Here is a 12334-nt window from a genome sequence, read left to right on the forward strand (position 1 = left end):
CTTGAGACTTGGCCCACAACCCATTGATAAATGATGGCACGGCCTCAGCTATACTCCCCGGCATTTGATCGGCCCTCGAGGAAATACTGTGAAGAACTGGACCTTGCGCCAACGCATATTGGCGAGCTTTGCGGTCATTATCGCCATCATGCTGCTGATGGTTGTGGTCTCGTACTCACGGTTGCTGAAGATCGAAACGAGCGAAAACTCGGTACGCGACGACGCCGTACCGGGGGTGTTTTTCAGCTCGATGATCCGCAGCGCCTGGGTCGACAGCTACCTGCAGACCCAGGAACTGATCGGGCTGCGTGAGCACCAGGGCATTTCCGACGCCGATAAGCAGGATTACAAGGCATTCGAGGCGCGGCTGGAGCAGCATATGGCCAGTTACGCCAATACGATCAATATCGACCAGGATCGTACCGAGTTCGACACCTTCGAAGCCCTGCACCAGAAGTACAACCAGGTGCTGGCCCAGGTCCTGGAACTGCACCAGGCCAACAAGGAAGCCGAGGCGGTCAAAATGTTCGACGAGCAACTGACCCCGGCCTGGACCGCAGGGCGCATGAAGCTCAATGACATCATCAACGAGAACAAGCAGGTGGCCGATAAAGCCACTGCGGCCATCGATGACGCCGTAGCTGCCGCGAAAATCAGTATGGGCGTGTCGCTGCTCCTCGCGATCCTTGCCGCCGGCCTGTGCGGGCTGGTGCTGATGCGCGCGATCATGGCGCCGATGAAACGCATCGTCGACATCCTCGAAACCATGCGCACCGGTGATTTGAGCAAGCGCCTGAACCTGGAGCGCAAGGACGAGTTCGGCGCCGTCGAGACTGGCTTCAACGACATGATGACCGAGCTGACCGCCCTGGTCTCCCAGGCCCAGCGTTCGTCGGTGCAGGTCACCACCTCGGTGACCGAGATTGCCGCCACCTCCAAGCAGCAACAGGCCACAGCCACCGAAACGGCGGCCACCACCACCGAAATCGGTGCTACCTCGCGGGAAATTGCCGCCACGTCCAAGGACCTGGTGCGCACCATGACCGAAGTGTCCACCGCCGCGGACCAGGCCTCGGTGGCCGCCGGTTCCGGCCAGCAGGGCCTGGCCCGCATGGAAGAAACCATGCACTCGGTGATGGGCGCCGCGGACCTGGTCAACGCCAAGCTGGCGATCCTCAACGAGAAGGCCGGCAACATCAACCAAGTGGTGGTGACCATCGTCAAGGTGGCCGACCAGACCAACCTGCTGTCCCTCAACGCCGCCATCGAGGCCGAGAAGGCCGGTGAATACGGGCGCGGCTTTGCCGTGGTCGCTACTGAAGTGCGGCGCCTGGCCGACCAGACTGCCGTGGCCACCTACGATATCGAGCAGATGGTGCGCGAGATCCAATCGGCGGTATCGGCCGGTGTGATGGGCATGGACAAGTTCTCCGAAGAGGTCCGGCGCGGCATGTTCGAAGTGCAGCAAGTGGGCGAGCAACTGTCGCAGATCATCCATCAGGTGCAGGCCCTGGCGCCGCGCGTGCTGATGGTCAACGAGGGCATGCAGGCCCAGGCCACCGGTGCCGAGCAGATCAACCATGCCTTGGTGCAGTTGGGCGATGCCAGCAGCCAGACCGTGGAGTCCCTGCGCCAGGCCAGCTTTGCCATTGATGAATTGAGCCAGGTTGCGGTGGGTCTGCGCAGCGGCGTGTCGCGTTTTAAAGTCTGATGAGTGATCCAGCGGCTAAACGCGGCGCGGTGACGGCAGCCAGAAAAGCCTTGTTCCTGGTGTTTCATATCGGCAGCGAGCGCTACGCCCTCAAGGCCACGGAAGTGGCCGAGGTGTTGCCGCGCCTGCCGCTCAAGCCCATCGCCCATGCGCCGGTGTGGGTCGCCGGGATTTTCGCCCATCGCGCCAACATGGTGCCAGTGATCGACCTCAGTGCCCTGACCTTTGGTACACCGGCCCAAGCCCGTACCAGCACGCGGCTGGTGTTGGTCAACTATCGCCCAGAGGCGTGGCTGGAGCCGCGCTGGCTGGGGCTGATCCTCGAACAGGCGACTGACACCCTGCGCTGCGATCCGGCGGATTTCCAACCCTACGGCCTGGACAATCGCCAGGCGCCGTACCTGGGCCCGGTGCGCGAAGACGAACGGGGCCTGACACAGTGGATTGGCGTCGCCGACCTGCTCACCGCCGAGGTCCGCGCCCTGCTGTTTGCCCCCGACCTGACTGTTGGGGAGGCGTGATGAGCAGTGACCAACGCTTTTTCGACTTCCTCAAGGAGCGTATCGGCCTGGATGTCGCCTCGGTGGGCGAAGCGATTATCGAGCGCGCCGTGCGCCAGCGCAGCCAGGCATTGCAGGGGCTGAGCGCCGATCAATACTGGCAGCGCCTGCAAACCAGCAGCGAAGAACAACAGGCGTTGATCGAAGCGGTCATCGTCCCCGAGACCTGGTTTTTCCGTTACCCCGAATCCTTCGCCACCCTGGCGCGGCTGGCCGTCACGCGACTGGGCGAGATCAAGCACATGCGCGCCCTGCGTATCCTCAGCCTGCCGTGCTCCACTGGCGAGGAGCCCTATTCCATCGCCATGGCCCTGCTCGATGCGGGCCTTTCGCCCCACCAGTTCAAGGTGCAGGGCATGGACGTCAGCCCGCTGTCGGTGGAACGGGCGCGGCGTGGGGTGTATGGCAAGAATTCCTTTCGTGGCCAGGACATCGAGTTTCGTGAGCGGCATTTCAGCGCCGAAGATGACGGCTACCGCGTCGCTGATCGGGTGCGTGAACAGGTGCGCCTGCAAGTGGGCAACCTGCTGGATCCGCAGTTGCTGGCCAACGAGCCGACCTATGACTTTGTGTTTTGCCGCAACCTGTTGATCTATTTCGACCAGCCGACCCAGAAGCAGGTGTTTGAAGTGCTCAAGGGCCTGACCCATGTCGACGGTGTGCTGTTTATCGGCCCGGCCGAAGGTAGCCTGCTGGGGCGCCTGGGCATGCGTTCGATTGGGGTGCCGCAGTCGTTTGCCTTCAGTCGTCATGCCCAAACCACACCCGAACCGGTCTTCACCCCGACACCGCCTCCGGTGCCCCAGCGCAGCGCCGCGCCGATTGCGAGTAAACCCCGGCCATTCAGGGCATTCGCCGCGCCGGTGCTGCCGACCAAGCCGGCACCCGTGCACTCGGATGCGGCGCAGCTGCTCGGGCAGATCGCAACCCTGGCCAATGAAGGCAAAAGCCTTGAGGCCCGTGCGGCCTGCGAGCGCTACCTGCAAAACCATCCACCGGCGGCCCAGGTGTTCTATTGGCTGGGCCTGCTCAGCGATGTAGCGGGTAGCGCCCTGGAAGCCCAGGGGTATTATCGAAAAGCCTTGTACCTGGAGCCCCAGCATCCGCAGGCCTTGATGCACCTGGCCGCGCTGCTGGAATCCCAGGGCGATACGGCGGGGGCGCGGCGCTTGCAAGCCCGTGCTGCCCGTAGCGAGCGAGCCGCCGACAGTGAGCCTAAACGATGAGTAGCTCCGCACTCCCGGACACCGACCTGGACCTGACGGTGGCCGATACCCAGGCCATCGACGATTGCTGGAACCGCATCGGGATCCACGGCGATAAATCCTGCCCGTTGCTGGCCGAGCACATCCACTGCCGCAACTGTGCAGTGTATTCCGCTGCCGCCACCCGCCTGCTTGATCGTTATGCCCTGCAGCAGGAAGACCATCGGCATGCCGCCGCCGCGCAGGCGGACGATGAGGTGGCCACCCGGTCGTTGCTGATGTTCCGCCTGGGCGAGGAGTGGATGGGCATCGCCACCCGTTGCCTGGTGGAAGTGGCGCCGCTGCAGCCGATCCATTCCTTGCCCCACCAGCGCTCGCGGGCGCTGCTCGGGGTCGCCAATGTGCGCGGCGCGCTGGTGGCCTGCCTGTCCCTGGTGGAACTGCTCGGGCTCGACAGCACGGGCGGCGGCCCCAGCGGCGGGCGGATCATGCCGCGCATGTTGATCATCGCCGCGCAGGACGGCCCGGTGGTGGTGCCGGTGGATGAAGTGGATGGCATTCATGCCATCGATGAGCGCACCCTCAAAGCGGCGTCTGCGTCCGGCACCCAGGCCAGTGCGCGCTACACCCAGGGTGTGTTGCAGTTCAAGGGCCGCAGCCTGCGCTGGCTGGACGAGGCGCAATTGCTGTCTGCCGTGACCCGGAGCCTGTCATGACCCCCGACCAGATGCGCGACGCCTCGCTGCTGGAACTGTTCAGCCTGGAAGCCGATGCCCAGACCCAGGTCCTGAGTGCCGGCTTGCTGGCCCTGGAGCGCAACCCGACCCAGGCCGACCAGCTCGAAGCCTGCATGCGCGCGGCGCATTCGCTCAAGGGCGCGGCGCGGATTGTCGGGGTCGACGCTGGCGTCAGCGTGGCCCACGTGATGGAAGACTGCCTGGTCAGCGCCCAGGAAAGCCGGTTGTACCTGCAACCCGAACATATCGACGCGTTGTTGCAGGGCACCGACCTGCTGATGCGCATCGCCACACCGGGCAACAGCGTGGGCCCGGCCGATATCCAGGCGTATGTGGCGCTGATGGAGCGCTTGCTGGATCCGTCGCAACCCGCGGCCAAAGTGGTTGCACCGCCGCCTGTGACTGCGCCGCCTGCACAGCCGTTGCCGCCCCTTGAAGAGTCACTGCTATTGCCCCCGGAACCGGAGGCCGCGCCGCCCGTCAGCAGTGATACGCCGCGCCAGAACAAACGCATGACCGAAGGCGGCGAGCGCGTGTTGCGGGTCACGGCCGAGCGCTTGAACAGCCTGTTGGACCTGTCCAGCAAATCCCTAGTGGAAACCCAGCGGCTCAAGCCGTACCTGTCCAGCCTACAACGCCTCAAGCGCATCCAGAGCAACGGCGCCCGGGCCCTGGACAACCTCGACGGCCAGCTCAAGACGGTCGACCTGAACCTCGAAGCCCAGGAAGCCCTGGCCGATGCCCGCCGCCTGTTGAGCGAAGCGCAGTTGCTGCTGGCGGAAAAGACCGCCGAGCTCGATGAGTTCGGCTGGCAGGCCGGGCAACGTGCCCAGGTGCTATATGACACGGCGCTGGCGTGCCGCATGCGCCCGTTTGCCGATGTGCTGGCGGGGCAGGCGCGCATGGTGCGTGACCTGGGCCGCAGCCTGGGCAAGCAGGTACGCCTGGAAATCGAAGGCGAGAAGACCCAGGTCGACCGCGATGTGCTGGAAAAACTCGAGGCGCCGCTGACCCATTTGTTGCGCAATGCCGTCGATCACGGCATCGAAATGCCCGAGCAGCGCCTGCTGGCGGGCAAGCCGGCCGAGGGCCTGATCCGCCTGCGCGCTTCGCACCAGGCTGGCCTGCTGGTGCTGGAGTTGAGCGATGACGGCAACGGCGTCGATCTGGAGCGCCTGCGCGGCAGTATTGTCGAGCGCAATCTGTCGCCGCTGGAAACCGCCTTGCGCCTGAGCGAAGAGGAATTGCTGACCTTCCTGTTCCTGCCGGGCTTCAGCCTGCGCGACAAGGTGACCGAAGTCTCCGGGCGCGGCGTCGGCCTGGATGCGGTGCAGCACATGGTCCGCCAACTGCGTGGTGCGGTGGTGCTGGAACAGACGGCGGGGCAGGGCAGCCGCTTCCATCTGGAAGTGCCGCTGACCTTGTCGGTGGTGCGCAGCCTGGTGGTGGAAGTTGGCGAAGAAGCCTACGCCTTTCCCCTGGCCCACATCGAACGCATGTGCGACCTGGAACCTGACGAAATCGTACAGTTGGAAGGCCGCCAGCATTTCTGGCACGAAGGCCGGCATGTCGGCCTGGTCGCGGCCAGCCAGCTATTGCAGCGCCCGCCCGGGCAGGCCAACCAGGACACCCTCAAGGTCGTGGTGATCCGCGAGCGCGATGCGGTGTACGGGATTGCCGTGGAGCGCTTTATCGGCGAACGCACCCTGGTGGTGTTGCCGCTGGATGATCGCCTGGGCAAGGTGCAGGATATTTCTGCCGGCGCGCTGCTGGACGACGGCTCGGTGGTGCTGATCGTCGATGTCGAGGACATGCTGCGCTCGGTGGACAAGCTGCTCAATACCGGTCGCCTGGAGCGCATTGCCCGCCGCGCGCAGCAAACCGTGGAGGCTGCACGCAAGCGCATTCTGGTGGTGGATGACTCACTGACCGTGCGCGAACTGCAGCGCAAGCTATTACTTAATCGTGGATATGACGTGGCGGTCGCCGTCGATGGCATGGATGGCTGGAATGCTCTGCGTTCCGAAGACTTCGACCTGCTGATCACTGACATTGATATGCCTCGCATGGACGGTATTGAATTGGTCACACTTTTGCGCCGAGACACTCGCCTGCAGTCGCTGCCGGTGATGGTGGTGTCCTACAAGGATCGCGAAGAAGACCGGCGTCGCGGCCTGGATGCCGGCGCCGACTATTACCTGGCCAAGGCCAGTTTCCATGACGATGCCCTGCTCGATGCAGTGGTAGAACTGATTGGAGGCGCCCGGGCATGAAGATCGCCATCGTCAATGACATGCCCCTGGCGGTCGAGGCCTTGCGCCGGGCCTTGAGCTTCGAGCCGGCCCACGAAGTGGTGTGGGTGGCCACCAATGGCCTGGAAGCGGTGCAGCGCTGCGCCGAGCTGACGCCGGACCTGATCCTGATGGACTTGATCATGCCGGTGATGGATGGCGTCGAGGCGACCCGGCAGATCATGGCCGAGACGCCATGCGCTATCGTTATCGTCACCGTGGATCGCCAGCAGAATGTCAGCCGCGTGTTCGAAGCCATGGGCCATGGCGCCCTGGACGTGGTGGACACCCCGGCCCTGGGGGTTGGCGATGCCAAGGAGGCGGCCGCGCCCCTGTTGCGCAAGATCCTCAATATCGGCTGGCTGATCGGCCAGCGCGGCAGCCGGGTGCGCGCCGAACCTGTGCATCCGCGAGGGACGGGCAAGCGCCAGAGCCTGGTGGCGATCGGCTCTTCGGCCGGTGGCCCGGCGGCGCTGGAAACCCTGCTCAAGGGCTTGCCTCGGGACTTTGCCGCAGCCATTGTGCTGGTGCAGCATGTGGACCAGGTGTTCGCCGCCGGCATGGCCGAGTGGCTGAGCAGCGCCTCGGGCCTGCCGGTGCGCCTGGCGCGTGAAGGGGAGCCGCCGCAAAGCGGCGTGGTGTTGCTGGCCGGCACCAATCATCATATCCGGCTGCTGAAAAACGGCACGCTGGCCTACACGGCGGAGCCCGTGAACGAGATTTATCGGCCGTCCATCGACGTGTTTTTCGAGAGCGTCGCCAGCCATTGGAACGGCGATGCCGTCGGCGTCTTGCTGACCGGCATGGGACGCGACGGAGCCCAGGGACTCAAATTGATGCGTCAGCAGGGCTATCTGACCATCGCTCAGGATCAGCAGAGCTGTGCGGTTTACGGCATGCCCAAAGCGGCAGCGGCGATTGATGCCGCTGTTGAGATTCGCCCATTGGACAGAATTGCGCCACGATTGCTGGAGGTATTCGCAAAATGACCGATATAACTCGCTGTCCTGGCCTGCACGTAGTAATTCAGGTGACCGCAAATGAATGATTTACAGCTCGACGACTTCAAGACCGACGAAAACGCCGCCATGGTGTTGCTGGTGGACGACCAGGCGATGATCGGCGAAGCCGTGCGGCGCGGTCTGGCCCATGAGGACAATATCGACTTCCACTTCTGTGCCGACCCCCACCAGGCCATCTCCCAGGCGATCCGCATCAAGCCGACGGTGATTCTCCAGGACCTGGTCATGCCCGGGCTGGACGGCCTGACCCTGGTGCGTGAATACCGTAACCATCCGGCGACCCAGAACATCCCGATCATTGTGCTTTCGACCAAGGAAGACCCGCTGATCAAGAGCGCCGCGTTTGCCGCCGGGGCCAATGACTACCTGGTGAAACTCCCGGACAACATCGAGCTGGTGGCGCGGATCCGCTACCACTCGCGCTCCTACATGACCCTGCTGCAGCGGGACGCGGCCTACCGTGCGCTGCGGGTCAGCCAGCAACAACTGCTGGACACCAACCTGGTGCTGCAACGCCTGATGAATTCCGACGGCTTGACCGGGTTGTCCAACCGCCGGCACTTCGACGAATACCTGGAGCTGGAATGGCGACGCGCCATGCGTGACCAGACCCAGTTGTCGTTGCTGATGATCGACGTGGACTTCTTCAAGACCTACAACGACAGCTTTGGCCACCTGGAAGGGGACGAAGCATTGCGCAAGGTGGCGGCGAGCATTCGCGACGCCAGCAGCCGTCCTTCGGACCTGCCGGCGCGCTACGGGGGCGAAGAGTTTGCCCTGGTGCTGCCCAACACCTCGCCGGGTGGTGCGCGGCTGGTGGCCGAGAAACTGCGGCAGGCCGTTGCCGCGCTGAAAATCCCGCACATCGCACCCTCTGAAGGGGCGAGCCTGACCATCAGCATTGGTCTTGCGACCATGACGCCACTGCTGGGGACCGATTGCCGGCAATTGATCTCGGCAGCGGACAAGGGGTTGTACCTGGCCAAGCACAATGGGCGCAACCAGGTGGGGATCGAATAGCCTGCGAACACCGCCAACCCAATGTAGGAGCTGGCTTGCCTGCGATGGCGTCTCCTCGGTCTACTTGATACACCTAGTCGTCTGTATCGCAGGCAAGCCAGCTCCTACATTTGATCTTTATCGGGCTGTAGATATCACACAAACCCAGCCTTTTCGGCCAAGCGGACTGCCGTTTCCAGCCTTTTGCCGTTATACTCGCCGGCTTTCAAAAGTTCGCCAACGAGTGCTGCCCGCCATGGAAATCAACCCGATCCTGAACACCATCAAGGACCTGTCCGAGCGCTCCGAAACTATTCGGGGGTATCTTTGACTACGATCAAAAGCATGAGCGTCTGACCGAAGTCAATCGCGAGCTTGAAGATCCGGCTGTCTGGAACAAACCTGAATACGCCCAGGAACTGGGCCGCGAGCGCGCTGCGCTGGCGCAGATCGTCGACACCCTCGACGAATTGAACACCGGTCTGGGCGACTGCCGCGACCTGCTGGACATGGCCGTCGAAGAAAACGACGAAGGCGCAGTGGGCGATGTCGTCGCCGAGCTGGCCCGTCTCGAGGACAACCTCGCCAAACTCGAATTCCGCCGCATGTTCAGCCACGAGATGGACCCGAACAACGCCTACCTGGATATCCAGGCCGGTTCCGGCGGCACCGAAGCCCAGGACTGGGCCAACATCCTGCTGCGCATGTACCTGCGCTGGGCTGACAAACGCGGTTTCGAAGCAACCATCATGGAACTGTCCGCCGGTGAAGTTGCCGGTATCAAGGGCGCGACCGTGCATATCAAGGGTGAATACGCCTTTGGCTGGTTGCGTACCGAGATCGGCGTACACCGCCTGGTGCGCAAGAGCCCGTTCGACTCCGGCAACCGTCGCCACACTTCGTTCTCTGCGGTTTTCGTCTCCCCCGAGATCGACGACAAGGTGGAAATCGAGATCAACCCGGCCGACCTGCGCATCGACACCTACCGCTCCTCCGGTGCCGGTGGCCAGCACGTAAACACCACCGACTCGGCCGTACGTATCACCCACGTACCGACCAACACCGTGGTCAGTTGCCAGAACGAACGTTCCCAGCACGCGAACAAGGACACCGCCATGAAAATGCTGCGGGCCAAGTTGTACGAGCAGGAAATGCAGAAGCGCAACGCCGCTTCCCAGGCACTGGAAGACACCAAGTCGGATATCGGCTGGGGCCACCAGATCCGTTCGTATGTGCTTGATGCGTCGCGGATCAAGGATCTGCGCACTAACATCGAACGCAGCGACTGCGACAAGGTACTCGACGGCGATATCGACGAATACCTGGAAGCCAGCCTGAAATCAGGCCTGTAATACATGCAACGCGGGATTGGCTGACACTCCTCGATCCCTGTGGGAGCGGGCTTGCCCGCGATCCCCAGCCGCAGGCTGGGGACAACGAACCAGATGGAATATTTAAAGACATGAGCGACCAACAACTCGATCAGGCCCTGCAACAGGAAGAAAACTCCTTGATCGCCCTGCGCAAGGAAAAGCTTGCTGCCGAGCGTGCCAAGGGTAACGCCTTCCCCAACGACTTCCGCCGCGAAAACTACTGCGATGCCTTGCAGAAGCAATACGCGGACAAGACCAAGGAAGAGCTGGCAGAAGCTGCGATCCCGGTCAAGGTGGCAGGTCGCATCATGCTCAACCGTGGCTCGTTCATGGTGATCCAGGACATGACCGGGCGCATCCAGGTCTACGTCAACCGCAAGACCCTCTCGGAAGAAACCCTGGCCTCGGTGAAAACCTGGGACATGGGCGACATCATTGCCGCCGAAGGCACCCTGGCCCGTTCCGGCAAGGGCGACCTGTACGTCGAAATGACCAACGTGCGCCTGCTGACCAAGTCGCTGCGCCCGCTGCCAGACAAGCACCACGGCCTGACCGACACCGAGCAGCGCTATCGCCAGCGCTACGTCGACCTGATCGTCAACGAAGAAGTGCGCCAGACGTTCCGCGTGCGCTCGCAAGTGATCGCCCACATCCGCAGCTTCCTGATGGCCCGTGACTTCCTCGAAGTCGAGACGCCGATGCTGCAGACCATTCCGGGCGGCGCGGCAGCCAAGCCGTTCGAAACCCACCACAATGCCCTGGACATGGAAATGTTCCTGCGTATCGCGCCAGAGCTGTACCTCAAGCGCCTGGTGGTCGGTGGTTTTGAAAAGGTGTTCGAGATCAACCGCAACTTCCGTAACGAAGGTGTCTCGACCCGTCACAACCCAGAATTCACCATGTTGGAGTTCTACCAGGCCTACGCCGACTACGAAGACAACATGGACCTGACCGAAGAACTGTTCCGCGAGCTGGCGCAACTGGTTCTCGGGACTACCGACGTGCCGTACGGCGACAAGGTGTTCCACTTCGGCGAGCCGTTCGTGCGCCTGTCGGTGTTCGATTCGATCCTCAAGTACAACCCCGAGCTGACCGCTGACGACCTGAACGACATCGACAAGGCTCGCGCCATTGCCAAGAAAGCCGGGGCCAAGGTCCTGGGCTTCGAAGGCCTGGGCAAGCTGCAGGTGATGATTTTCGAAGAACTGGTGGAGCACAAGCTGGAACAGCCGCACTTCATTACCCAGTACCCGTTCGAAGTGTCGCCGCTGGCCCGTCGCAACGACGACAACCCGAACGTCACCGACCGTTTCGAGCTGTTTATCGGTGGTCGCGAAATCGCCAACGCCTACTCCGAGCTTAACGACGCGGAAGACCAGGCCGAGCGTTTCATGGCCCAGGTGGCCGACAAGGACGCCGGTGACGACGAAGCCATGCACTACGACGCCGACTTTGTGCGGGCGCTGGAGTACGGCATGCCGCCAACGGCCGGTGAAGGTATCGGTATCGACCGCCTAGTGATGTTGTTGACCAACTCACCGTCGATCCGCGATGTCATCTTGTTCCCGCACATGCGGCCGCAAGCGTAACCTTAGCGAATCCCGAAGCCGCCTTTTATAAGGCGGCTTTTTTGTGTGGCCTGTACTAACGTCAAGCGTACGGCGCCAGACTTTTGTTGAGTGAGAGGACGATCTTTCGTGAAGCGCGTAATGGCTCAAGAAGGCGCCGCTGGCATCGCTGCCGCCGTGGCTGAAAGTGTTCAGTACCAGGGCCGCAAGGCCAGTCGCCAGGGCAGCGAACAGCGTCGCCAGGATATTCTCGACGCGGCCATGCGCATTGTCGTGCGCGATGGCGTGCGGGCGGTGCGCCATCGGGCGGTGGCGGCGGAGGCCGGTGTGCCGCTGTCGGCCACCACCTACTATTTCAAGGATATCGACGACCTGCTCACCGACACCTTTGCCCAGTATGTGGAGCGCAGTGCGGCGTTCATGGGCAAGTTGTGGGTGCGTAACGAAGGTTTGCTGCGCGAGATGGTGGCCTACGGTGATGGCAGTGCCGAGTCGCGCTCGCAACTGGCCGATGATATTGCGCGGCTGACTGCCGATTACGTCCTGCGCCAACTGCTCAACCGGCGTGAGTACCTGATGGCCGAACAGGCCTTTCGCCAGGAAGCCTTGTTGAACCCGCGCCTGGGCGAACTGGTACGTTCTCACCAGCAGATTTTGTTGCAGGGCACTTGCCAGTTTTTCCAGGTGCTGGGCTCCCGCGAGCCGCAACAGGATGCCAAAGTGTTGACGGCGATTATCAGTCGGATGGAATATCAGGGCCTGCTGTTCGAGCCCGAGGCCCTGACTGGCGAAGAAATGCTCGAGATTCTCAAGCGTTACATGCACCTGGTACTGGCCTCGGTCTAGTCATGTGGAGGCCAGGCTGCCC

Annotated in this window: 10 protein-coding genes; all 10 read left to right on the forward strand. The window is 62.7% G+C overall.

Translation table 11 applies throughout. The features are described from left to right. Positions 1 to 88: 88 nt before the first annotated feature. The 10 genes from AC19YY_RS17640 (at position 89) to AC19YY_RS17685 (ending at position 12312) form a co-directional block, all read left to right on the forward strand. Entirely contained in the window at positions 89 to 1711 is a 1623-nt protein-coding gene (locus tag AC19YY_RS17640; protein ID WP_500604596.1) for a methyl-accepting chemotaxis protein, read from the forward strand. After that, positions 1711 to 2232 (forward strand): chemotaxis protein CheW, encoded by a 522-nt coding sequence (locus tag AC19YY_RS17645; RefSeq protein ID WP_169955697.1) that lies wholly within the window; start codon positions 1711 to 1713, stop codon positions 2230 to 2232. Before AC19YY_RS17640 ends, AC19YY_RS17645 begins: the two co-directional genes overlap by 1 nt. Further along, entirely contained in the window at positions 2232 to 3497 is a 1266-nt protein-coding gene (locus AC19YY_RS17650) for a CheR family methyltransferase (protein ID WP_170058316.1), read from the forward strand. The genes AC19YY_RS17645 and AC19YY_RS17650 overlap by 1 nt, the downstream gene beginning before the upstream one ends. Further along, positions 3494 to 4192: a chemotaxis protein CheW gene (locus AC19YY_RS17655; protein ID WP_169955699.1), complete on the forward strand. Its 699-nt coding sequence runs from the start codon at positions 3494 to 3496 to the stop codon at positions 4190 to 4192. The genes AC19YY_RS17650 and AC19YY_RS17655 overlap by 4 nt, the downstream gene beginning before the upstream one ends. Beyond that, on the forward strand, positions 4189 to 6486 hold the full coding sequence (locus AC19YY_RS17660) for a hybrid sensor histidine kinase/response regulator (protein WP_170058317.1): 2298 nt from the start codon (positions 4189 to 4191) through the stop codon (positions 6484 to 6486). The genes AC19YY_RS17655 and AC19YY_RS17660 overlap by 4 nt, the downstream gene beginning before the upstream one ends. After that, complete coding sequence (locus tag AC19YY_RS17665; protein ID WP_169955701.1) at positions 6483 to 7493, forward strand: chemotaxis response regulator protein-glutamate methylesterase; 1011 nt, start codon at positions 6483 to 6485, stop codon at positions 7491 to 7493. Before AC19YY_RS17660 ends, AC19YY_RS17665 begins: the two co-directional genes overlap by 4 nt. Positions 7494 to 7544: 51 nt before the next feature. After that, a complete protein-coding gene (locus AC19YY_RS17670) occupies positions 7545 to 8546 on the forward strand; it encodes a diguanylate cyclase (protein ID WP_169865341.1) in 1002 nt (333 codons plus the stop codon). Positions 8547 to 8781: 235 nt separating this feature from the next. Next, a protein-coding gene (gene prfB / locus AC19YY_RS17675; RefSeq protein WP_104911704.1) for a peptide chain release factor 2 occupies positions 8782 to 9877 on the forward strand; the annotation gives its coding sequence in 2 pieces (ribosomal slippage) (positions 8782 to 8853 and positions 8855 to 9877; 1095 coding nt in all). Between the two features lie 110 nt (positions 9878 to 9987). After that, positions 9988 to 11487: a lysine--tRNA ligase gene (lysS, locus tag AC19YY_RS17680; protein ID WP_170042944.1), complete on the forward strand. Its 1500-nt coding sequence runs from the start codon at positions 9988 to 9990 to the stop codon at positions 11485 to 11487. A 108-nt stretch (positions 11488 to 11595) separates the two neighbouring features. Continuing rightward, entirely contained in the window at positions 11596 to 12312 is a 717-nt protein-coding gene (locus tag AC19YY_RS17685) for a TetR/AcrR family transcriptional regulator (protein WP_029300174.1), read from the forward strand. The last annotated feature ends 22 nt before the right edge of the window (positions 12313 to 12334 follow it).

The organism is Pseudomonas sp. MF09156 (assembly GCF_059862305.1).

Coding starts and splice junctions, on each gene's coding strand:
- AC19YY_RS17645 (WP_169955697.1), top strand. CDS start 1,711: ATGAGTGATCCAGCGGCTAAACGCGGCGCGGTGACGGCAGCCAGAAAA.
- AC19YY_RS17655 (WP_169955699.1), top strand. CDS start 3,494: ATGAGTAGCTCCGCACTCCCGGACACCGACCTGGACCTGACGGTGGCC.
- lysS (WP_170042944.1), top strand. CDS start 9,988: ATGAGCGACCAACAACTCGATCAGGCCCTGCAACAGGAAGAAAACTCC.
- AC19YY_RS17665 (WP_169955701.1), top strand. CDS start 6,483: ATGAAGATCGCCATCGTCAATGACATGCCCCTGGCGGTCGAGGCCTTG.
- AC19YY_RS17660 (WP_170058317.1), top strand. CDS start 4,189: ATGACCCCCGACCAGATGCGCGACGCCTCGCTGCTGGAACTGTTCAGC.
- AC19YY_RS17670 (WP_169865341.1), top strand. CDS start 7,545: ATGAATGATTTACAGCTCGACGACTTCAAGACCGACGAAAACGCCGCC.
- AC19YY_RS17650 (WP_170058316.1), top strand. CDS start 2,232: ATGAGCAGTGACCAACGCTTTTTCGACTTCCTCAAGGAGCGTATCGGC.